This is a genomic window from Streptomyces sp. NPDC056580, from assembly GCF_042793175.1.
Taxonomy (GTDB): domain Bacteria; phylum Actinomycetota; class Actinomycetes; order Streptomycetales; family Streptomycetaceae; genus Streptomyces.
The window spans coordinates 417,563-438,826 of the sequence record NZ_JBHTVE010000003.1; the positions used below are offsets into that span (position 1 = coordinate 417,563).

Here is a 21,264-nt window from a genome sequence, read left to right on the forward strand (position 1 = left end):
GGCAAGACGGTCGTGGGGCCTTCGTGGGCCCGCCGCCGCTCTCCCGCCCTAGATGATCCTTCAGCTCACCCTTAGGGCCCCTCGGCCACCAGCTTCGCCAACCGCGCCGACAGACCGCCCTCGCCAGTCGTACGATCCCGTCACCGAAAGTCAAATGACGGGGAACCAGGCCGACAGGCGCTTGGCGATGGCCGGTACATCGACGTCGTCCTGCGCGACGTCCTCGACGAACGGGCCGGCCACGGAGACGGGTGGCGGGACGGTACTGGCGCTGACGCCGTTGAACCGCAGGAAGACACGCATGGCGAGCCAGGCGGTGCCTTCGTTGCCGTCGATCAGCGCGTGATTGCGGGCGACGGAGTGCAGCAGTGCCGCAGCCTTCTCGTGCAACGTGGGATACAACTCGGCTCCGAACACGTTCGTCCGGGGCCGTTCGACAGCTGACACCAAAAGCCCCATGACCTGCGACATGCTCCACGCGGTGAACTTCGGGAAACAGGTCGAGCGCGCCCGGCCTCGCCTGAGGAACCTACGAAAACCGCAGGTCAAAGACCCTTCGCGGCCGGCTCCAGAATCGCCACGCACTCCACGTGATGCGTCATCGGGAACAGGTCGAACGCCCGCAGCGTCCGCACCCGGTAGCCGCCGTCGCGGAAGTACCCCAGGTCGCGGGCGAGGGCTGCGGGGTCGCAGGCCACGTAGGCGATGCGGCGGGCGCCGAGGGAGGTGAGGTGGGCGACCGTCTTGCGGCCGGCGCCGGCGCGGGGCGGGTCGAGGACGATGAGGTCGACCTCCGTGATGCCGGTGCGCGGGAGGACCGACTCGACCTTGCCCTGTTCGACGCGGACCCGCGGGAAGTCGGCCAGGTTGTGCCGGGCGTCCTCCACCGCGCGCTTGCCGGACTCGATGCCGAGGACCGCGCCCTTCTCGCCGAGGCGGTCGGCCAGCGCGCCGGCGAACAGGCCCACGCCGCAGTAGAGGTCCAGGGCCATCTCGCCCTTGCGCGGCAGCAGGCCCTGCATGACGGCCTTGACGAGGGTGTCGGCGGCCTTCGGGTGGACCTGCCAGAAGCCGCCGCTGCCGACGCGGTAGGTGTGGTCGTCGGCGCGCTCGCGCACGAACGCGCGGCCGTGGACCCGGTGGACGCCGCCGTCCTTCTCGTCCACGCGCATCACGGAGACGGGGCGGTCGAGCTCGACCAGGGGCAGCCGGGCGCCGGGCCGCGGCTCCAGGATCACCATGCGGTCCTGCGAACCGGTCGCGGCGATCGCCTCGACGGAGGCCATGCCCGCCCAGTCGCGCTTCTCTATGCCCAGCTCGCTCACGCCCTCGGCGGCGATCATGCAGTGGTCGATGGGCTCGACCTCGTGGGAGCGGTGCCGGCGCAGACCGGCGTGGCCGTCCGCGTCGACCGCGTACTGCACGCGCGTGCGCCACTGCGGCACCTGGCCGGCGGGCAGCTTGTCACCCTCGGCCGGCACCACCGTGCCGTCCCAGCCGGCCTCCTCCGGGGTGAGGCCCGCGAGCCGCTGGAGCTGCTCGGCGATCACCTCGCCCTTCAGACGGCGCTGGGCGCCCGGCTTGGCGTGCTGCCAGTCGCAGCCGCCGCAGCGGCCGGGGCCGGCGAACGGGCAGGGCGCCTCGATGCGGTCCTTGGACGCGTCCAGGATCTCGACGGCGTCCGCGCGCAGGAAGCGGGCGCCCTCCTCGCCCTCGGTCACCCGGGCCACCACCCGCTCGCCCGGCAGCGCGTGCCGGACGAACAGCACCTGTCCCTCGGCGGTACGGGCGATGCAGTGGCCGCCGTGGGCGACGGGGCCGATCTCGACCTCGTACTCCTCGCCCACCAGAGACTTCGTCGGTTCTGCCTGCATGGTGGGGTGACTCCAGATCGCGAAGGGGAGAGGCCGCAGCCGGTGGGCCTGACAACAGCCCACCAGTCTACGGCCTCCCTCAGGCGGCCCGGCGCCTCACTCCTCGGCGGCCGGCTCCTTGGTGCGCTCGACCGCCGGTCCGCGCCTGACCGCACCCGGCGCGTTCCACTCCTGCCGCCTGCGGGCCCGCAGCTTCGCGGCCTCGGAGGAGGCGAGCTGGTAGGGCACGGAGGTCACCATGACCCCGGGCGTGAACAGCAGGCGGCCCTTCAGGCGCAGCGCGCTCTGGTTGTGCAGCAGGTGCTCGTACCAGTGGCCGACCACGTACTCGGGGATGATCACGGAGACCGCGTCGCGCGGGGACTCCTTGCGCAGGCTCTTGACGTACTCGATGATCGGCCGCGTGATCTCGCGGTACGGCGAGTCCAGGACCTTCAGCGGTACGTCGATGCCGCGCCGCTCCCACTCCTCGCGCAGCGCCTTGGTCTCCGCCGGGTCGACGTTGACGGTGAGCGCCTCCAGGGTGTCCGAGCGCATCAGCTTGGCGTAGGCCAGGGCGCGCAGGGTGGGGCGGTGGATCTTGGAGATCAGGACGACCGAACGCACCCGGGAGGGGCGGACGCTGTCGTCGCTCGGGCCCTCGGGAGCGGCGATCTCGTCGGCCACGCGGTCGTAGTGCTTACGGATCGCGGTCATGGTCGCGTAGAAGATGCACATGCCCAGCAGGGCGACCCAGGCGCCGTGCGTGAACTTGGTGACCAGGACGACGACCAGCACCAGGCCGGTGAAGAAGGCGCCGAAGGCGTTGATCGCGCGGGAGCGGATCATGTGGCTGCGGACCGCCGGGTCGCGCTCGGCCGCCAGGTGGCGGTTCCAGTGCCGGACCATGCCGATCTGGCTGAGCGTGAAGGACACGAACACGCCGACGATGTAGAGCTGGATCAGCCGGGTGGAGTCGGCGCCGTAGATGATCACGAGCAGCGCGGCGGTGCCCGCGAGCAGCACGATGCCGTTGGAGAAGGCCAGGCGGTCGCCCCGGGTGTGCAGCTGGCGCGGCAGGTAGCGGTCCTGGGCGAGGATCGAGCCGAGCAGCGGGAAGCCGTTGTAGGCCGTGTTCGCCGCCAGGAACAGCACCAGGGCGGTGGCGGCGGCCAGCAGCACGAACAGGAAGCTGCCCTTGCCGAACACGGCCTCGGCGACCTGGGAGATCACCGGGTTCTGGACGTAGCCGGAGCCGACCGGGCTGCCGTTGTGGATCAGGTCGGTGGCGGGGTGCTCGGCCATGCGGACGTTGGTGGACACGGCGAGCGCGATGATGCCGCAGAACATGGTGACGGCCAGCAGGCCCATCATCGCCAGTGTGGTCGCGGCGTTCTTCGACTTGGGCTTGCGGAACGCCGGGACGCCGTTGGAGATGGCCTCCACACCGGTCAGCGCCGCACAGCCGGAGGAGAAGGCGCGCAGCAGCAGGAAGACGAGGGCGAAGCCCGCGAGGCCCTGGTGCTCGGCCTTGATGTGGTATTCGGCCGTCGGGGCCCGCATGGTGTCGCCGAGGACGAGGCCGCGGAAGGCACCCCACGCGATCATGATGAAGACGCCGCCGACGAACACGTACGTCGGGATCGCGAAGAGCTTGCCCGACTCCTTCACCCCGCGCAGGTTCATCAGCGTCAGCAGGACGATCACGGCGGTCGCGCAGAACACCTTGTGCTCCACGACGAAGGGGATCGCGGAACCCAGGTTCTCGATGCCGGAGGCGATGGAGACGGCGACGGTGAGGACGTAGTCCACGAGCAGGGCGCTGGCGACGGTCAGGCCGGCCTTGGGCCCGAGGTTGGTGGTGGCGACCTCGTAGTCGCCGCCGCCGCTCGGGTAGGCGTGCACATTCTGCCGGTAGGAGGCGACCACGGTGAACATCAGCACGACGACCGCGACGGCGATCCAGGGGCTGAAGTGGTACGCCGACACGCCCGCGATGGACAGGACCAGCAGGACCTCCCCCGGCGCGTAGGCGACGGAGGACAGCGGGTCGGAGGCGAAGACGGGTAGGGCGATGCGCTTCGGCAGGAACGTCTCGCCCAGCCGGTCACTGCGCAGTGCGCGCCCGATCAGGATCCGTTTGGGCACGTCGGTCAGTTTGGACACGACAGAGGATCGTAGGGCTTCGAACAGGCACCCGCCCACCCGGCGTCCCGGTTCTGCCTCCCGAGTGAAATCGCACGTACTCCGAACTGCGGATTCCGTGGCCCGCGCGTCCCCCGTGCCTAGATGGCAAGTCCCGGTCGTCACCGCACCTCGGAGGTCCCATGCCCGCGACCGCAGAGCTGATCGGGGGCACCGTCGCCCTCGTCGGCCTCGGAATCCTGACCCTGTGCAGCGTGCGCAGCATCACTCGCCGCAGGGGCGCCCCCGTCGGCCCGCGGCGGTGACGGCGGCTCGGCCCGCGGCGGTGACGGCGGCACCGGTGGTCCCGGAAACCTCCGCACAGGGGTGCCCACTGCCAAGCGCCCGTGTGTAGCTTTGGGCGTCGGTCTGAGACCCTGATGCTGAGCATGAACTTTTGGACACCGGAAGGACGGTCGTGCACATCGTCATCATGGGCTGCGGGCGAGTGGGTTCCGCTCTTGCCCAGACCCTGGAGCAACAGGGGCACACGGTCGCCGTGATCGACCAGGACCCCACCGCCTTCCGCCGGCTGGGCCCTGGGTTCGGGGGCCGCCGGGTCACCGGCGTCGGCTTCGACCAGGACACCCTGCGCGAGGCGGGCATCGAGGAGGCCGGGGCGTTCGCCGCGGTCTCCAGCGGTGACAACTCCAACATCATCTCCGCGCGCGTGGCCCGTGAGATGTTCGGTGTGGAGAACGTGGCCGCCCGCATCTACGACCCCCGCCGTGCCGAGGTCTACCAGCGTCTGGGCATCCCCACCGTGGCCACGGTCCGCTGGACCGCCGACCAGATGCTGCGTCGGCTGCTGCCCTCGGGCGCCGAGCCGCTGTGGCGCGATCCCACCGGCGGTGTCCAGCTCGCCGAGGTGCACGCCTCCGCCAAGTGGGTCGGCCACAAGATCAGCAGGCTGCAGGAGGAGACGGGCGTCCGGGTGGCGTTCCTGACCCGCCTGGGCGAGGCGGTCCTGCCCACGTCGCAGACGGTGCTGCAGGAGGGCGACCTGGTGCACGTGATGATGTGGACGGACGACGTCGAGAAGGTCGAGGCGGCGTTCGCCGGGGGCCCGGAAGAGGAGAGCGGTCACTGATGAGGGTCGCCATTGCCGGAGCCGGCGCCGTCGGCCGCTCGATCGCGGGCGAGCTGCTGGAGAACGGCCACGAGGTCCTGCTCATCGACAAGGCCCCGACCGCCATCTCGGTGGAGCGGGTGCCGCAGGCGGAGTGGCTGCTGGCCGACGCCTGTGAGATCACCTCCCTGGACGAGGCGGCGCTGCAGCGCTGCAACGTGGTGATCGCCGCGACCGGTGACGACAAGGTCAACCTGGTCGTCTCGCTGCTCGCCAAGACGGAGTACGGCGTTCCGCGCGTCGTCGCCCGGGTGAACAACCCGAAGAATGAGTGGCTGTTCAACGAGTCCTGGGGCGTGGACGTGGCCGTGTCCACCCCGCGTCTGATGTCCGCCCTGGTCGAGGAGGCGGTGAGCGTCGGCGACCTGGTCCGTCTGCTCCGCTTCAGCCACGGCGACGCCAACCTGGTGGAGCTCACCCTGCCCGAGGAGTCGGCGCTGGCCGGCACCCAGGTCGGCGAGGTGGAGTGGCCGCAGGACACCTCCCTGGTCACGATCATCCGCGGCACCCGGGTGCTGACCCCGTCCCGGGAGGACTCCCTGGAGCCGGGCGACGAACTCCTCTTCGTGGCGGCGCAGGCCCGCGAGGAGCAGCTGGAGGAACTGCTGTCGGTCCGGCGCGAGGACTGACCCGCGCCGACGAGGAGGGGCGCCCCTGATGCCGGGGGCGCCCCTCCTCGTGCGCGGAACCCGCCGCGTAGCGGCGGCACTACGGCCGTCGGCCGCGGCTCTCACGCCTCCCGGCGGTGCCGGCCGCCGGCGGGCTCGCCGTCCTCGGCGGCCAGGGCGGCCTTGCGCTGCTTCTCGGCCTGCTCCTCGGCCTCCATCTCCGCGAACACGTCGATCGGCGCGGGCGCCTTGGCCAGGAAGACCCAGGTCAGGTACACCGCGAGCAGGAACGGCGGGATCTTCAGGATGACCAGCACCCAGCCGAGCTGGGCGGTGTCGGCCCACCAGTACAGCGGGAAGAGGATCGCGCACTTGGCGAGCAGGATCAGCCCCCAGGCCCAACTGGCCTTGGCGTAGGCCTTCTTGCGGCCGGGGTTGCGGGTACGCCAGGAGAGGTTCTCCTTGAAGACCGGGCCGAGGATGAGGCCGATCAGCGGCACGCCGGCGAGGGTGGTGATGATGTAGGCCAGCGCCAGGCCCAGCGTGTAGAGCATGCCGGGGAGATAGAAGTCCTTGGCGTTGCCCGTGAACATCGCGAACACCACGCCGAACGCCACGCCGAAGACACCGCTGAAGGCGTGCTTGACGGTGTCCTTGCGGGCGAGCCGGACCACGACCAGCAGCAGCGACAGGGCGAGCGCGGCGATCGCGGAGAAGTGCAGGTTCTTGTTGATCGTGAAGATGGCGACGAAGAGGAGACCGGGCAGCACCGTCTCGACCATGCCGCGGACACCGCCGAACGCCTCGAACAGGGCGGCCTCGGTGACCGCGCGTGCGTCGTCCGGCTGGGTCTTGTCGGTGTCTTGGGTCGGCTTGTCGAGGGACGTCACCGGCTACTCCCGTCCAAGGGGTCGCAGTTCGTACTTCGGATTGAACAGCACCCGGCGGCCCCGGCTCATCGAGATCCGGCCGGATGCGATCAGCTTGCGTCCGGGTTCTATCCCCACGATGGAGCGCCTGCCGAGCCACACCACGTCCAGGGCGGCGGAGCCGTCGAACAGCTCGGCCTCCAGGGCCGGGACTCCCGCGCGCGGCCGCAGGGTGACCGTGCGCAAGGTACCAGTTACGGTGACGATCTGCCGGTCGTGGCAGTCACCGATCCGGGTGCAGCCCGCCGTCTCGGCGTCCTCCCGCAGCTCCTCCGACTCCAGATCCTCCTGGGAGGTGGAGAGCCGGTCGAGCATGCGCCGGAACCGGCCGGCCGGCTTCTGGGGACGAGGAACAGCACTCATGTCTGAAGCGTACCGGGGCACGCACACACCGCCGTAGCGCAGCTCACTTCTCGAACCGGTACCCCATTCCGGGCTCCGTGATGAAGTGCTCCGGGTGCGAGGGGTCCGTCTCCAGTTTGCGCCGGAGCTGCGCCATGTACACCCGGAGGTAGTTGGACTCCGTGCCGTACGACGGCCCCCACACCTCCTGCAGGAGCTGCTTCTGGCTGACCAGGCGGCCGGTGTTGCGGACCAGGACCTCCAGCAGGTGCCACTCGGTCGGGGTGAGCCGGACGTCCTTGCCGGCCCGGTTGACCTTCTTCGCGGTCAGGTCGACGGTGAAGTTCCCGGTCTCCACGGTGGTCACGTCGTCCTCGCCGGGCCCGACCGGCTCGGCCCGGCGCACCGCGGCGCGCAGCCGGGCCAGCAGTTCGTCCATGCCGAAGGGCTTGGTGACGTAGTCGTCGGCGCCGGCGTCCAGCGCCTGCACCTTCTCGTCGGAGGAGTGGCGGGCGGAGAGCACCAGGATCGGCACCCGGGTCCAGCCGCGCAGCCCCCGGATCACCTCGACGCCGTCCATGTCGGGCAGGCCCAGGTCCAGCACGACCACGTCGGGGTGGCGGGAGGCGGCGACCTCCAGCGCAGTCCGGCCGTCGGGGGCCGCGTCGACCTCGTACTGGCGTGCCTTGAGGTTGATCACGAGGGCGCGCACGATCTGCGGCTCGTCGTCGACCACGAGCACCCGGGTCGTCATAGGGCCTGCCTTTCCGGTTCTGCGGTGTCCTCCGGCGAGTGGAGGGGTTCGAGGGCCGCGCGGAGGCTCAGCACCATGGTGAGGCCGCCGCCGGGTGTGTCCTCGGCGTTCAGGGTGCCGCCCATGGCCTCGGCGAAGCCCCGGGCGACCGCGAGGCCGAGGCCGACCCCGGCGCCGCGGGGGGCGTCCCCGTAGCGCTGGAAGGGTTCGAATATGCGGTCCTTCGCGTCGTCCGGCACCCCGGGCCCGCGGTCCACCACCCGCACCTCGACCCGGTCGGCGATGGAGCTCGCGGACACCAGGACGCGCCGTCCGCATGGGCTGTACTTGACGGCGTTCTCGACCAGGTTGGCCACCGAGCGCTCCAGCAGGCCGGGGTCGACGGCGACCATGGGCAGGGTCTCGGGGACGTCCAGCTCCACGCTGTCCTCGGGGACGCCGCCCAGGGCCATCGGGACCACCTCGTCCACGTCGATCTCGCGGATGAGCGGGGCCACGGTACCGGTCTGCAGCCGGGACATGTCGAGCAGGTTGCCCACGAGGTGGTCGAGCCGGTCGGCGCCCTCCTCGATGCCCTGGAGCAGTTCCGCCCGGTCCTCCTCCGACCAGTCCACGTCCTCGGAGCGCAGGGAGGAGACCGCGGCCTTGATCCCGGCCAGCGGGGTGCGCAGGTCGTGGCTGACGGCGGCGAGCAGGGCGGTGCGGATGCGGTTGCCCTCGGCGAGCGCCCGGGCCCGGTCGGCCTCCTCCTGGAGCCGGCTGCGGTCCAGCACCACGGCGGCCTGGGCGGCGAAGGCGGCGAGCACCCGGCGGTCCTCGGCGGGCAGCACCCGGCCGGTGAGCGCGAGGGCCATGTGGTCGCCGACCGGCACGTCGACGTCGGCGTCCTCGGGCCGCTCCAGCCGCGGCCCCGGTCCGGCGCGGCCCGCGCAGGTCCACGGCTCGACGTCGCCGGCCCGCTCCAGCAGGGCGGCCGACTCCATGGCGAAGGTCTCGCGGACCCGTTCCAGCAGTTCCTCCAGGCCGGTCTCGCCGCGCAGCACGTTGCCCGCAAGGAAGGAGAGGATCTCGGACTCGGCGCGCAGCCGGGCGGCCTGGTGGGTGCGCCGGGCGGCGAGGTCGACCACGGAGGCGACGGACATGCCGACCCCGAAGAAGATCACGATGGCGACGATGTTCTTGGGGTCGGCGACGGTCAGCCGGTGCAGGGGCGGGGTGTAGAAGTAGTTCAGCAGCAGGGAGCCGAGGGCCGCCGAGGCCAGGGCGGGCAGCAGGCCGCCGAGCAGGGCCGCCGCCACCGTGACGGCGAGGAACAGCAGCATGTCGTTGGCGAGGCCGAGGTCGACGGTGTTCAGCAGCACCGCGAGGACGGCGGGGCCGCCCAGGCCCACCAGCCAGCCCCAGATGATCCGGGCCCGGCCGAGCCGGGCGCCCCGGGCGACGGGCAGTCCGCGGCCCTTGGCGACCTCCTCGTGGGTGACGATGTGGACGTCGAGGTCGGGCCCCGACTCGCGGGCGACCGTGGCGCCGACGCCGGGCCCGAAGACGTACTGCCAGGCCTTGCGGCGCGAGGAGCCGAGCACGATCTGGGTGGCGTTGACGCCGCGCGCGAAGTCCAGCAGGGCGGCGGGTATGTCGTCGCCGACGACGTGGTGGAAGGTGCCGCCGAGGTCCTCCACCAGGGTGCGCTGGACGGCCAGTTCCTTCGGGGAGGCGGCGGTCAGGCCGTCGCTGCGGGCGATGTAGACGGCCATCACCTCGCCGCCGGCGCCCTTCTCGGCGAGCCGCGCCGCCCGCCGGATGAGGGTGCGCCCCTCGGGGCCGCCGGTCAGCCCGACGACGATCCGCTCCCGGGAGCCCCAGATCCGGGAGACCCGGTGCTCGCTGCGGTACTCGTTCAGGTGCTCGTCGACCCGGTCGGCCACCCACAGCAGGGCCAGCTCGCGCAGGGCGGTCAGGTTGCCGGGCCGGAAGTAGTTGGACAGGGCCGCGTCGACCTTGTCCGGCTGGTAGATGTTGCCGTGCGCCATGCGGCGGCGCAGGGCCTGCGGGGACATGTCGACCAGCTCGATCTGGTCGGCCCGGCGCACGATCTCGTCCGGGACCGTCTCGCGCTGCCGCACCCCCGTGATCGACTCGACGACGTCGCCCAGGGACTCCAGGTGCTGGATGTTGACGGTGGTGACGACGTCGACGCCGGCGGCCAGCAGTTCCTCGACGTCCTGCCAGCGCTTGGCGTTGCGGGAGCCGGGGACGTTGGTGTGGGCGAGTTCGTCCACGAGGGCGACGGCGGGGGCGCGGCGCAGCACCGCGTCGACGTCCATCTCCTCGAAGACGGCGCCCCGGTGCTCGAGCCGGGCGCGCGGCACCTGCTCGAGGCCGTGCAGCATCACCTCGGTGCGCGGCCGGTCGTGGTGTTCCACGAAGGCCACCACGCAGTCGGTGCCCCGCTCGACGCGGCGGTGCGCCTCGGACAGCATGGCGTAGGTCTTGCCCACGCCCGGTGCCGCGCCGAGGTGGATCCGAAGCTTGCCGCGTGCCATGGCCCCATTGTCTTCCGCCGACTGCCGCCTACGCAGCGTCGACCCTACGTCCCACCATGCGGACATATCGGACAAGAGGCCGGTCGTACGGGGTCCTTGACGCAACCCTGACGACTGCCGCCGGGGGGTCAGTGCTCGACGATCTCCCCGTCGCGCAGCTCCAGCACCCGGTCGGCGAGGTCGAGCAGGTTCGCGTCGTGCGTGGCGACCAGGGCCGTGGCCGACTCGCTGCGGACGACGGCCCGAAGCAGCTCCATGACGGCGTGCCCGGTCTCGGCGTCGAGCTGGCCGGTCGGCTCGTCGGCGATCAGTAGGGCGGGGCGGTTGGCGAGGGCCCGGGCGATGGCGACGCGCTGCTGCTGGCCGCCGGACAGCTCGCCGGGCCGCTGGGCCGCGTGGTCGGCGAGCCCGACGAGGGAGAGCAGCAGCTCGACGCGCTCCTCGCGCTCGCGGGGCTCGGCCCGGCGCAGCCGCAGCGGTACGCCGACGTTCTCGGCGGCGGTCAGGATCGGGATGAGCCCGAAGGACTGGAAGACGAAGCCGATCCGGTCCCGCCGCAGCGCCAGCAGCCCGTTCTCGCCGAGCCCGGCCAGGTCCCGCCCGTCGACCTCGACCCGGCCGCGGTCGGGGGTGTCGAGTCCGCCGACGATGTTCAGCAGGGTGGTCTTCCCCGAGCCCGAACGCCCCTTGAGGGCGACGAGCTCGCCGCGCGGGACCTCCAGGGAGACCCCGCGCAGGGCGTGCACGGCGGCGGCGCCGCGCCCGTAGGACTTGTGCACGTCCTCGACGCGCACCATGGTCTCGGTGATCACCCGGCTCATGCGGCCTCCCCGTCGCTTGCCCGTGCCCGTGCGGGCCGGGCGCCAGTATCGCCGCTGGGCGCCCGGCCGCTCAACGGTCTCAGTTCGGGTTGTCGCCGTGGGTGAGGGTCTCCCAGGCGACGAAGAGGCTGTCGGTGCCGGCCGGGCGGTTGGCCATGGTCAGCGCCTCGGTGTTGGTCATCGCGACGCCGCGCCGGTTGTGCAGGGCGTTGTAGCCGACCTCCGTGACCGGGCCCAGACCGAGCTTGAGGGAGCCGCCGCACAGCCAGTCGGGGACGGCCGCGCCGAGCTGGTACTTGGCCTGGAAGCCGAGCGCCTGCCGCAGCCGCTCGCCGACGTCGGTGCCGTACAGGTCCTGGCCCTGGATCCGGCTGGTCTCGGCGATGTGCGAGATCGCGGAGATGCCGTACCCGGTGTGGGTGAGGTCCCGGCAGGTCTCCTGGGTGAGCCCGGTGACGAAGGTGGACTGGCCCTGCCAGTAGGAGACGATCTTGTCGCGGGTGTTCAGGTTCTGGCCGGGCACGGTCTTGGGCAGCTCGCCGTCGGAGGCCAGGTAGACGTAGGCGGCCGCTCGGGTGCGGAACTTCGCCATCGCGGTGTCGTACGACGCCTTGTCCTCGAGGAAGACGGAGATGCCGACGGCGGCCTCCATCATCGACAGCTCCCAGTTGCCGTTGGAGTTGGAGCCCTTGATCACCACGGGCAGGTAGACGTCGCGGAGCATGGCGGCGAAGCGGTTCTGGCCCGCCCAGCCACCGGTGTAGGTGTACTTGATGATCTCGGCGGCCTTGGGCCAGGAGGAGCCCGCCCAGCCGGTCTGCAGGGGCGCGTTGCTGTTGGTGTGGCTGGTGAGGGTGGCCGACCAGGCGTCCATGATCTGGATGGCCTTCTGGGCGTAGCGCGCGTCCCGGGTGATGTACCAGGCGAGGGCGTCGGTGTAGGCGGCGATCGCGTCCTGGCGCTCGTCGGTGCAGCCGAGGTCGGGGTTGGAGTACGAGCCGCACTCCACGGTGGCGCGCGGCTTGGGCGTGCGGTTCAGGTCGGCGTACTTGCTCGCCGTCATCTGGTCGAACGCGCCCTTCCAGGGCTGGGCGCCCGCCAGCACCTTGCCGCGTACGAAGTCGAGCTGGGCCTGGGAGACGGTGACTCCGGGATGGGCGAAGGCGCTGGGGGCGGAGTGCGCGGCGGGCGCCGCGAGGGCGCCCGTCAGCAGGGAGGCCACGACGGCGAGCAGTGGGGTACGGCGCACGGTGACTCCGTTCTCGTATGTGAACACGGAGCGCCTTCGTGAACAGGCGCTGGCTCGGAGACCGTAGGTACAGACCATTGGCCCGTCAAGGGGTCACGCATGCGAAAGGGCCGCACCCCGAGGGGTACGGCCCTTGTTCGTCCTGTCGTGTCTGTCAGCGGACCTCGGTGATCTCGGGTCCGCGCTGGAGCTGGCCCATGCCGCCGGAGAAGCGCGAGCCCTCCTCCTGCTGGACGCCCTCGGGAACCATCTGGGCGTCGTTCGGCAGCTTCAGGACGATCGGGTCGCGGGGCGCCATCGGACCCTCGCCGCGGACCACGACCGTGTCCCGGAAGATCTGCTCGAGCAGGCCGGCCGCCTGCGGCTGCACCGCGCCCTGGCCGGAGATCACACCGCGCAGGAACCAGCGCGGGCCGTCCACGCCGACGAACCGGACGACCTGGAAGCCGCCGGTGCCGTCCGGCAGCTGTACCGGTACCTGGGCGCGCAGCTCCCAGCCCAGCGGACCCTCGACCTCGTCGACGATGCCGCCCTGCTGGGTGATGCCGCCCGCGATCTCCTCGCGGACCTCGCCCCAGATGCCCTCGCGCTTGGGGGCGGCGAAGGCCTGGAGCTGGACGGCGCTGTCGCGCAGCACGACCGTCGCGGCGACGATCGCGTCACCCGCGACCTCCACCCGCAGCTCCATGCCGTCGACGCCCGGCACGAAGAGACCGCCGAGGTCCACGCGCCCCTCGGCCGGGTCGCGCACCTCGCTGCTGTCCCACGGCCCGTCGGGCCGGGGCTCGGGCTCGAGCCGGACGCGCTCGCGCTCGGGCTCTTCCTCGTCCGCCTCGGTGTCGACGCTGTCGACGACCTGCTCGGTCTCGCCGGCCGCGTCCTCGGCGGCATCCCTCTTCTTGCGACGTCCGAACACGTCACTGTCCTTCCCGGTCGGATACGACCGAAGCGTATCGATTCCCACCCGTCAGACCACGCACGGCGGCCTGACCGCTTGTGCCGCTCTCGTCGTCCACCGCGGCATGGCCACCGGTGGACCCGAAGCCCCCCTCGGCCCGCGCCGAGCCGGGAAGTTCCGCCACCTCCTGGAAGCGGACCCTCTCGACCTGCTGGACGACCAGTTGGGCAATCCGGTCGAAGCGCTCGAACCGCACCGGCTCGTACGGGTCGAGATTCACCACGATCACCTTGATCTCCCCACGGTACCCGGCATCAACCGTCCCCGGGGCATTCACGAGGGCGACACCGCAGCGGGCGGCGAGACCGGAACGCGGGTGCACGAAGGCCGCGTACCCCTCCGGGAGGGCGATCGACACACCCGTGGGCAGCACGGCCCGCTCGCCGGGCCTCAGCTCGCACGCCTCGGTGGTGCGCAGATCGGCCCCGGCGTCGCCCGGGTGCTCGTACGCGGGAAGCGGTACATCGGGGTCGACGCGGCGCAGCAGGACGTCCAGCGGGGGCCGGCTCACGGGTTCACCTCGAAGGCGCGGGCACGCCGGACCTGGTCCGGGTCCTCCATGGCGGCCTGGATCTCCTGCGGGCGGCCGTGGTCGATGAAGTGGTCCACCTTGACCTCGACGAACAGGGCGTCGGCGCGGACGGCGACGGGCCCGCCGGGGCCGCCGATGCGGCCGGTGGCGGTGCAGTAGATCTTCCGTCCGGCGACGGCGGTGACCTCGGCCTGGAGGTGCAGGGTGGTGCCCACCGGGACCGGCCGCACGAAGTCGGTCTCCAGCCGGCCGGTGACAGCGACGGTCCGCAGCAGCCAGTTCAGCGAGCCGAGCGTCTCGTCGAGGGCGGTGGCCAGCACGCCGCCGTGCGCGAGACCCGGCGCGCCCTGGTGGGCCGGCTGCACGGTGAACTCGGCGGTCAGCGAGACACCCTCGCCTGCGCGCGCCTCCAGGTGCAGGCCGTGCGGTTGCCCGCCGCCACACCCGAAACACTGTTCGTAGTGGGCGCCGAGAAGCTCGCCGGGCGCGGGGGCGTCGGGGTGCCGTACCGGTGTCACCGCGTCGGCGGGAGGCTGAAGAGCTGCGGAACTACCACTCACAGGCGCAGACCTTACCCGCGCGTCGGCGTTGTTCCGACACCGTGCCAAGCTTGGCTCATGCAGCTCTCCGCCACCCCCTACGAAGAACGCCTCACCACCCCTCGTTCGTGGTGGCTGATCAGCTTCCTCGTGGGCGTCTCGTTCGCCCTGATCCTGCTGCCGTTCGGCACCCTGCCGCTGCTCGGCGGCCTGGTCGGCGGCACGGCCGCCGCGGCCGTGGTGGCCAGCGCCTACGGCTCCCCGCGGATCCGCGTGGTGGGCGACTCGCTGATCGCGGGCGAGGCGAGGATCCCGGTGTCGGCGCTCGGCGACGCGGAGGTCCTGGACCCCGAGGCGGCGCGCGCCTGGCGCACCTACAAGGCCGACACCCGCGCCTTCCTGCTGCTGCGCGCCTACATCCCCACGGCCCTGCGCGTGGAGGTCACCGACCCGCAGGACCCGACGCCCTACCTGTACCTGTCGACGCGGGAGCCGGAGCGTCTGGCGGCCGCGATCGAGGCGGCCCGGACGGCCGCGTAGGGCCTCAGTCCTCCGGCTCGGCGGACAGGTCGCCGAGCCTGACCGGGTGCTCGGGTTCGTCCAGCGGCGGCAGCTCGGGCAGCTCCTCCCACGGCACCTGGACCTTCCGCAGGTCCGCGCGGATCCGTGCGGCGATCCTTCTGGTGTCCCGGCGGTTCATGACGGCGCCGACCGCCGCGCCCACCATGAACGGCATGAGGTTCGGCAGGTTCCGGACCATCCGTTTCATGATCTGCCGGCGCAGTTCGCGCTTCATCCGGCCGCCGAGGGCCGCGTCGACGGTCGCCGGCTGGCTCACCTTGATGCCGCGCTCCCCCGTCCAGGAGGACAGGTACACGGTGCTGCGGGCCCGGAGGTTCCCCGGCGGCCGCACCCCGTAGACCTCGTGCAGTTCGGCGATGAGCTTCAGTTCGATCGCGGCGACCCCGGTGATCTCGGTCGCCAGTTCGGTCGGCATGGCCGGCGGCACCGGCAGCATGGCCGCCGCCCCGATGCCGGCCCCGACCGTCGAGGTGCCGGCCGCCGCGCCCGCCACCAGCTTGTCGGCGAGTTCCTCGGGCCCGAGGCCGGGGAACTGTCTGCGCAGTGCGGCGAGGTCGCGTACGGGCACACGCGGGGCGATGTCGAGGATGCGGTCCGCGATGTACGCCAGCCCCGCGCGGGCGCCGCTGCCGCCCCTTCGGGCCCCTTGCAGGGCCAGGTCCCGGGCCTTGCCGCGCACGACCGCGGCCCGTCGCCTGGCGACGGGCGCGGGCTGCGGCTCCGGCGGGTGGTACTCCCGGCCGGACGCCGGTTCGAGCGAGGCTCCCGCCGGGGATGAGCCCCGCTCGTCGTCACGCGCACCGTGCGGGCCGCCGTGCGGCCCCTTGTCCGCTCCCCGCAGGGGGAAGCGGCGCTTCCGCGGAGGGGTCGAGCCAGTCACGGCCGACCCGTCCTCAGTCGCAGTCGCGGCAGATCGGCTGGCCGTTCTTCTCGCGGGCCAGCTGGCTGCGGTGATGCACCAGGAAGCAGCTCATGCAGGTGAACTCGTCCTGCTGCTTGGGCAGCACCCGGACGGCGAGTTCCTCGTTCGAGAGGTCTGCGCCCGGCAGCTCGAGGCCCTCTGCGGCCTCGAACTCGTCGACGTCCACCGCGGAGGTGGACTTGTCGTTCCGGCGGGCCTTCAGCTCTTCAAGGCTGTCCGAGTCGACGTCGTCGTCGGTCTTGCGTGGAGTGTCGTAATCGGTGGCCATGTCACTCTCCCCCTCTGGGTGTCTGCGGTGTCTTCAGCGCACGTAACGCGTGAGAGGCCGGACTTGTGCCCGACCTGAGGCGGAGATTTTGCCTCACATCAAGGTCTGTTACTCAATCGACATCCGAGCCGGCCGCTCGTGAGTGATCGGCTTGGATGGCGGTGAGGACCGTACACGGTTCGAATGCGGCACCTCAAAGGCGCCTCACCGTGTACTTCCCGTGATCTCGAGCCCTGAAAACTGGGATTTTCCCGGCTTTCCGCCCTGTGTCATGATCACGCGGAGTACATGGCCGGAAATCCGCCCATGTGATCGATCACACAGGATCAACCACCGACGGGGGCGGAAAAATTCCGCGCGGAGCGAACAACCCCCGCGTGTGTCGGATCCGGTCACAGCGGCAGGGTGACCCGCATCACCAGACCTCCGCCCTCGCGCGGTGTCGCCACGATGTGGCCCCCGTGCGCGCGGGCCACGGACCGGACGATGGAAAGGCCGAGGCCCACCCCCTTGTCGCTGCCCGTGCGCTCCGTGCGCAGCCGTCTGAAGGGCTCGAAGAGGTTGTCGATCTCGTAGGCCGGCACCACCGGCCCGGTGTTGGCGACGGTCAGCACCGCCTGTCCGTGCTGCACGTCCGTGGTCACCTCGACCCAGCCGCCCTCGGCCACGTTGTAGCGCACCGCGTTCTGGACCAGGTTCAGCGCGATCCGCTCCAGCAGCACGCCGTTGCCCTGCACCACCGCGGGCCTGCGCTCGCCGCGCAGGGCGACGCCCTTGGCCTCGGCCTCGGCGTGCACCTGGTCGATGGCCTGGGAGGCCACCTCGGCCAGGTCGACCGGCTTGCGCTCGATGATCTGGTTGTCGCTGCGGGCGAGCAGCAGCAGGCCCTCCACGAGCTGCTCGCTGCGCTCGTTGGTGGCCAGCAGCGTCCTGCCGAGCTGCTGCAGCTCCACCGGCGCCTCCGGGTCGGACAGGTGCACCTCGAGCAGCGTCCGGTTGATCGCCAGCGGGGTGCGCAGCTCGTGCGAGGCGTTGCCGACGAAGCGCTGCTGGGCGGTGAAGGCCCGCTCCAGGCGCTCCAGCATCTCGTCGAAGGTGTCCGCGAGCTCCTTCAGCTCGTCGTCCGGGCCGTCCAGCTCGATCCGCCGGGACAGGTCCGAGCCGGCCACCTGGCGCGCGGTGCGGGTGATCCGGCCGAGCGGGGACAGCACACGGCCCGCCATCGCGTAGCCGAACGCGAAGGCGATCACGGCGAGACCCAGCAGGGCCAGCAGCGAGCGGCTGAGCAGGTTGTCCAGGGCCGCCTGGCGCTGGTGGTCGGCGCACCGGCTGATCGCGTCGTTGAAGTCGGCGAGCGGGACCTGGTTGGTGATCGCGGGGCAGTTGTCGCTGGAGACCTTCAGCTCCTGGAAGCTGACGATCTTGAACAGCGGCGCGTTGCCGTTGGTGATGGCCTGGGCGGCCAGCAGGTAGATGATCGACAGCAGCAGGATGCCGGCGATCAGGAACATGCCGCCGTACAGCAGCGTGAGCCGTATCCGGATGGTCGGGCGCAGCCACGGGAAGGTGGGCTGCGGCCTGCGGGGGTCCCAGGTGGGTTTCGGGGGCGCCTGGGGCGGCGCGGGAGTCGTGGCCACGGCGGATCAGATCCGGTAGCCGGAGCCGGGGACGGTGACGATCACCGGCGGCTCGCCGAGCTTGCGGCGCAGCGTCATGACGGTCACGCGCACGACGTTGGTGAACGGGTCGGTGTTCTCGTCCCAGGCCTTCTCCAGGAGCTGCTCGGCGGAGACCACCGCGCCCTCGCTGCGCATGAGCACCTCCAGCACCGCGAACTCCTTGGGTGCGAGCTGGACCTCCTTGCCGTCGCGGAAGACCTCGCGGCGGTTGGGGTCCAGCTTGATTCCGGCCCGCTCCAGGACCGGCGGCAGGGGCACGCTCGTACGGCGCCCGAGGGCCCGCACGCGCGCGATCAGCTCGCTGAACGCGAACGGCTTGGGGAGATAGTCGTCGGCGCCGATCTCCAGGCCCTCGACACGGTCGCTGACGTCGCCCGAGGCGGTGAGCATGAGCACGCGCGTGGGCATGCCCAGCTCCACGATCTTGCGGCAGACGTCGTCGCCGTGCACGAGCGGGAGGTCGCGGTCGAGGACGACCACGTCGTAGTCGTTGACGCCGATGCGCTCCAGGGCGGCCGCACCGTCGTACACGACGTCGACGGCCATGGCCTCCCGGCGCAGGCCGGTGGCCACCGCATCGGCGAGCAGTTGCTCGTCCTCGACGACGAGTACGCGCACGTCGCTGTCCTTCCTGTGTCCACCCGCGAAAGCGCGCGGTCAGGCGCGCGCGGGCAGGGGTGTCCGTGGGATGTGACCTCCATCCTGCCCTTTTCGGCCATAAGTCGGCTGTAAGACGGGGTCCGCGGCCGCAGGGACCGGGGCCGCGGCGCGGGAACGCGGGATTTTCTGCGGCGGCGGAGGTTTCCCGGGAGCGGACCGGGGGGAGGACGCCATGTACATCCCGCGATCACGCTCTGCATGTGCCGCAGCACCATGCGGTACATCGCCATCCGCCTCGCAGAGTGGGCGCGGGTGTCCGGCACCGTCGCCGCCCGGCCGGGCTGCGCTGGGCACCCGCGGCAGACGTGATCGTTCCCTCCGTACGGCACACCCCCGTGCCACCCGACCCACGACCCAGGACGAGGGGGCGCAGCATGGACGCATTCACCGCAGGACTTCTGCAGCGCATAAAGACGACCGAGTCCGACCTGTCGCGTGCTCGCGACGAGGGCGACGACTTCCTCGTGGAGGTGGAGCTGGCCGAACTCGACGACCTGCGCCGCCTCGCCGCCGAGCACGGTGTGCAGGTAGGCGCGTAACGCGGCCGATCCGACCCGCGCGGCAGGAACGGGACCCCCGGCGAATCCAGCGCCGGGGGTCCCGCTCGTCCAGCACCCTGTGCACGCCTTCCCGCGCGGACGCGGACTAGTCGTGCCAGGCTCCGAAGTCCTCCAGCAGCCGCTGGAGGGGCTCGAAGACGCCCGGGGTGCCCGCGACCGTCAGATCGCCCGTGGGGCGCTCTCCGGGGCGTCCACCGGTCAGCGCGCCCGCCTCCCGGGCGATCAGGTCCCCCGCAGCCACGTCCCAGGCGTGCAGTCCGCGCTCGTAGTAGCCGTCCAGCCGGCCGCAGGCCACGTCGCACAGGTCGACCGCGGCGGAGCCGCCGCGCCGGATGTCCCGCAGCAGCGGGATGAGCCGGGCGGCCACCTCGGCCTGGTGGGCGCGGACCCCGGCGACGTAGTTGAAGCCGGTCGAGACCAGCGCCTGGTCCAGCGGGGGCGCGGGACGGCAGGACAGCGCCCGCTCGCCCTCCCACGCGCCCGTCGCCCATGCCCCGCCGCCGCGGACCGCGTGGTACGTCTCGCCGCGCATCGGCGCCGCGACCACGCCGACGACGGTCTCGCCGTCCTGTTCGGCAGCGACGGACACGGCCCAGGTGGGCAGCCCGTAGAGGTAGTTGACCGTGCCGTCCAGCGGGTCGATCACCCAGCGGATGCCGCTGGTGCCCTGGACGGAGGCGCCCTCCTCGCCGAGGAAGCCGTCCGCGGGCCGGCGCCCGGAGATCAGGTCGGTGATCAGCTTCTCGGCCGCGATGTCCATCTCGGTCACGACGTCGATCGGGCTCGACTTGGTCCTGGCCACCGCCAGGTCGGCGGGACGGCCGTCGCGCAGCAGCTCACCGGCCCGGCGGGCGGCCTCGCGGGCCAGTTCCAGCAGTTCCCGGTGGAGGGGGTCGGTCACGGGTCTCCTCAGGCGAAGGGGCTGTCGGCGCCGGCGGCGGCCGGACGGGGCGCACGGGCCGGGCAGCAGCCGACGGGGCACAGGTCGTGGCTTGGGCCGAGCGCGCCCAGGGCGCACCTGGTGACGTCCTGCCCGCGTTCCGCGGCGGCCCGCTCCAGGACCAGCTCGCGGACGGCCCCCGCGAACCGCGGGTCGGCGCCCACGGTGGCCGAGCGGCGCACCGGCAGGCCCAGCTCGGCGGCCTTGGCGGTGGCCTCGGTGTCGAGGTCGTAGAGGACCTCCATGTGGTCGGAGACGAAGCCGATGGGCGCCATGACGACGGCCGGGACGCCGACGGCGTGCCGCTCCTGAAGGTGGTCGCAGATGTCCGGCTCCAGCCAGGGGATGTGCGGGGCGCCGGAGCGGGACTGGTAGACGAGCCGCCAGGGGTGCTCGACGCCGGTGCGCTCGCGGACCGCGTCGGCGATCAGCCGGGCCACGTCCAGGTGCTGCTCCACGTACGCCCCGCCGTCCCCGTGGGCCTCTTCCGGGCCGGAGGCATCGGCGGCGGAGGTGGGGATGGAGTGGGTGGTGAAGGCGATGTGGGCGCCGTCGCGCACGTCGTCGGGGAGGTCGGCGAGGGAGCGCAGCACGCCGTCGATCATGGGCTCGACGAAGCCGGGGTGGTTGAAGTAGTGCCGCAGCTTGTCGACCTCCGGAACCCGCACCCCCTCCTCCTGGAGGGCGGCCAGCGCGTCGGCGAGGTTCTCCCGGTACTGGCGGCAGCCCGAGTAGGAGGCGTAGGCGCTGGTGGCGAGCACCAGGACGCGGCGGCGGCCGTCGGCGGCCATCTGCCGCAGGGTGTCGGTGAGGTACGGCGCCCAGTTGCGGTTGCCCCAGTAGACCGGCAGGTCGAGGCCGTGCTCGGCGAAGTCCGCGCGCAGGGCCTTCAGCAGGTGCCGGTTCTGGTCGTTGATCGGGCTGACCCCGCCGAACAGGAAGTAGTGCTGTCCGACCTCCTTGAGGCGCTCCTTGGGGATGCCGCGCCCGCGCGTGACGTTCTCCAGGAACGGGACCACGTCGTCGGGGCCTTCGGGGCCGCCGAAGGAGAGCAGGAGCAGGGCGTCGTACGGGGTGGGATCGAGCGCGTCTGGCATGACTCGATCCTGCCACCCGGTGCCGGCAGCCGGTGGACGGCGGGGTGATGAGCCGCGTTCGGGGGGGTGGCGGGGCGATTGTCCGGTTGTGCCCGCGGTGGGGTCCCCGACCGTT

At 71.8% G+C, this 21,264-nt stretch carries 23 protein-coding genes; 5 read left to right on the forward strand and 18 right to left on the reverse strand.

Going from position 1 to position 21,264, the window contains the following annotated elements:
- Positions 1-150: 150 nt before the first annotated feature.
- The 3 genes from ACFQ9Z_RS08305 to ACFQ9Z_RS08315 all read right to left on the reverse strand — a co-directional run bounded on the left by ACFQ9Z_RS08305 (position 151) and on the right by ACFQ9Z_RS08315 (position 4,019).
- Positions 151-471: a type II toxin-antitoxin system death-on-curing family toxin gene (locus ACFQ9Z_RS08305; RefSeq protein WP_383012746.1), complete on the reverse strand. Its 321-nt coding sequence runs from the start codon at positions 469-471 to the stop codon at positions 151-153.
- Positions 472-545: 74 nt separating this feature from the next.
- Positions 546-1,874: a class I SAM-dependent RNA methyltransferase gene (locus tag ACFQ9Z_RS08310; protein WP_383012749.1), complete on the reverse strand. Its 1,329-nt coding sequence runs from the start codon at positions 1,872-1,874 to the stop codon at positions 546-548.
- A gap of 96 nt (positions 1,875-1,970) precedes the next feature.
- Entirely contained in the window at positions 1,971-4,019 is a 2,049-nt protein-coding gene (locus ACFQ9Z_RS08315; protein WP_383012752.1) for an APC family permease, read from the reverse strand.
- 161 nt (positions 4,020-4,180) lie between these two features.
- Between ACFQ9Z_RS08315 and ACFQ9Z_RS08320 the strand changes: the two genes are divergently transcribed.
- The 3 genes from ACFQ9Z_RS08320 (at position 4,181) to ACFQ9Z_RS08330 (ending at position 5,795) form a co-directional block, all read left to right on the forward strand.
- Positions 4,181-4,303, forward strand: coding sequence for a hypothetical protein (locus ACFQ9Z_RS08320; RefSeq protein ID WP_383012755.1), 123 nt, complete (start codon positions 4,181-4,183; stop codon positions 4,301-4,303).
- Between the two features lie 152 nt (positions 4,304-4,455).
- Complete coding sequence (locus ACFQ9Z_RS08325; RefSeq protein ID WP_383013123.1) at positions 4,456-5,127, forward strand: potassium channel family protein; 672 nt, start codon at positions 4,456-4,458, stop codon at positions 5,125-5,127.
- On the forward strand, positions 5,127-5,795 hold the full coding sequence (locus ACFQ9Z_RS08330; RefSeq protein ID WP_383012758.1) for a potassium channel family protein: 669 nt from the start codon (positions 5,127-5,129) through the stop codon (positions 5,793-5,795). Before ACFQ9Z_RS08325 ends, ACFQ9Z_RS08330 begins: the two co-directional genes overlap by 1 nt.
- A 101-nt stretch (positions 5,796-5,896) precedes the next feature.
- Here ACFQ9Z_RS08330 and ACFQ9Z_RS08335 read toward each other — a convergent pair whose 3' ends face one another.
- From ACFQ9Z_RS08335 to ACFQ9Z_RS08375, 9 genes are all read right to left on the reverse strand, one after another.
- Positions 5,897-6,664 (reverse strand): DUF3159 domain-containing protein, encoded by a 768-nt coding sequence (locus ACFQ9Z_RS08335; protein WP_383012761.1) that lies wholly within the window; start codon positions 6,662-6,664, stop codon positions 5,897-5,899.
- A 3-nt stretch (positions 6,665-6,667) separates the two neighbouring features.
- Entirely contained in the window at positions 6,668-7,066 is a 399-nt protein-coding gene (locus ACFQ9Z_RS08340; RefSeq protein WP_143636666.1) for an OB-fold nucleic acid binding domain-containing protein, read from the reverse strand.
- A gap of 43 nt (positions 7,067-7,109) precedes the next feature.
- A complete protein-coding gene (locus ACFQ9Z_RS08345) occupies positions 7,110-7,799 on the reverse strand; it encodes a response regulator (RefSeq protein WP_143636668.1) in 690 nt (229 codons plus the stop codon).
- Entirely contained in the window at positions 7,796-10,342 is a 2,547-nt protein-coding gene (locus ACFQ9Z_RS08350) for an ATP-binding protein (protein WP_383012766.1), read from the reverse strand. The genes ACFQ9Z_RS08345 and ACFQ9Z_RS08350 overlap by 4 nt, the downstream gene beginning before the upstream one ends.
- A 128-nt stretch (positions 10,343-10,470) precedes the next feature.
- On the reverse strand, positions 10,471-11,163 hold the full coding sequence (locus ACFQ9Z_RS08355; protein ID WP_383012769.1) for an ABC transporter ATP-binding protein: 693 nt from the start codon (positions 11,161-11,163) through the stop codon (positions 10,471-10,473).
- A 79-nt stretch (positions 11,164-11,242) separates the two neighbouring features.
- Positions 11,243-12,412, reverse strand: a complete 1,170-nt coding sequence (locus tag ACFQ9Z_RS08360) for an alginate lyase family protein (RefSeq protein WP_383012772.1) — start codon at positions 12,410-12,412, stop codon at positions 11,243-11,245.
- Between the two features lie 154 nt (positions 12,413-12,566).
- The gene (locus ACFQ9Z_RS08365) at positions 12,567-13,328 is read right to left on the reverse strand and encodes a DUF3710 domain-containing protein (RefSeq protein WP_383012775.1); all 762 of its coding nucleotides are present in this window, start codon (positions 13,326-13,328) and stop codon (positions 12,567-12,569) included.
- A gap of 1 nt (position 13,329) precedes the next feature.
- Positions 13,330-13,881: a dUTP diphosphatase gene (gene dut / locus ACFQ9Z_RS08370; RefSeq protein ID WP_383012778.1), complete on the reverse strand. Its 552-nt coding sequence runs from the start codon at positions 13,879-13,881 to the stop codon at positions 13,330-13,332.
- Positions 13,878-14,462 carry a PaaI family thioesterase gene (locus tag ACFQ9Z_RS08375; RefSeq protein WP_383012781.1) on the reverse strand — a complete coding sequence of 195 codons (585 nt, stop codon included), beginning with the start codon at positions 14,460-14,462 and terminating at the stop codon, positions 13,878-13,880. The genes dut and ACFQ9Z_RS08375 overlap by 4 nt, the downstream gene beginning before the upstream one ends.
- 57 nt (positions 14,463-14,519) lie before the next feature.
- Here ACFQ9Z_RS08375 and ACFQ9Z_RS08380 point away from each other — a divergent pair, with 57 nt between their 5' ends.
- On the forward strand, positions 14,520-14,981 hold the full coding sequence (locus tag ACFQ9Z_RS08380; protein ID WP_281295594.1) for a DUF3093 domain-containing protein: 462 nt from the start codon (positions 14,520-14,522) through the stop codon (positions 14,979-14,981).
- Between the two features lie 4 nt (positions 14,982-14,985).
- On the opposite strand, the gene ACFQ9Z_RS08385 is transcribed toward ACFQ9Z_RS08380, so the two are convergent.
- The 4 genes from ACFQ9Z_RS08385 to ACFQ9Z_RS08400 all read right to left on the reverse strand — a co-directional run bounded on the left by ACFQ9Z_RS08385 (position 14,986) and on the right by ACFQ9Z_RS08400 (position 18,510).
- Positions 14,986-15,903 (reverse strand): hypothetical protein, encoded by a 918-nt coding sequence (locus ACFQ9Z_RS08385; protein WP_383012786.1) that lies wholly within the window; start codon positions 15,901-15,903, stop codon positions 14,986-14,988.
- A gap of 13 nt (positions 15,904-15,916) precedes the next feature.
- Positions 15,917-16,213: a DUF4193 domain-containing protein gene (locus ACFQ9Z_RS08390; protein WP_005481602.1), complete on the reverse strand. Its 297-nt coding sequence runs from the start codon at positions 16,211-16,213 to the stop codon at positions 15,917-15,919.
- Between the two features lie 392 nt (positions 16,214-16,605).
- Positions 16,606-17,850, reverse strand: coding sequence for a sensor histidine kinase (locus ACFQ9Z_RS08395; RefSeq protein ID WP_383012789.1), 1,245 nt, complete (start codon positions 17,848-17,850; stop codon positions 16,606-16,608).
- Positions 17,851-17,856: 6 nt separating this feature from the next.
- Positions 17,857-18,510, reverse strand: coding sequence for a response regulator transcription factor (locus tag ACFQ9Z_RS08400; protein ID WP_003993508.1), 654 nt, complete (start codon positions 18,508-18,510; stop codon positions 17,857-17,859).
- 416 nt (positions 18,511-18,926) lie between these two features.
- On the opposite strand from ACFQ9Z_RS08400, the gene ACFQ9Z_RS08405 reads away from it, so the two are divergent.
- Positions 18,927-19,091 carry a hypothetical protein gene (locus ACFQ9Z_RS08405; RefSeq protein ID WP_383012792.1) on the forward strand — a complete coding sequence of 55 codons (165 nt, stop codon included), beginning with the start codon at positions 18,927-18,929 and terminating at the stop codon, positions 19,089-19,091.
- Between the two features lie 106 nt (positions 19,092-19,197).
- On the opposite strand, the gene ACFQ9Z_RS08410 is transcribed toward ACFQ9Z_RS08405, so the two are convergent.
- Positions 19,198-20,013 (reverse strand): inositol monophosphatase family protein, encoded by an 816-nt coding sequence (locus ACFQ9Z_RS08410; RefSeq protein WP_281294870.1) that lies wholly within the window; start codon positions 20,011-20,013, stop codon positions 19,198-19,200.
- A gap of 8 nt (positions 20,014-20,021) precedes the next feature.
- Positions 20,022-21,149: a ferrochelatase gene (locus ACFQ9Z_RS08415; RefSeq protein WP_383012796.1), complete on the reverse strand. Its 1,128-nt coding sequence runs from the start codon at positions 21,147-21,149 to the stop codon at positions 20,022-20,024.
- Positions 21,150-21,264: the final 115 nt, after the last annotated feature.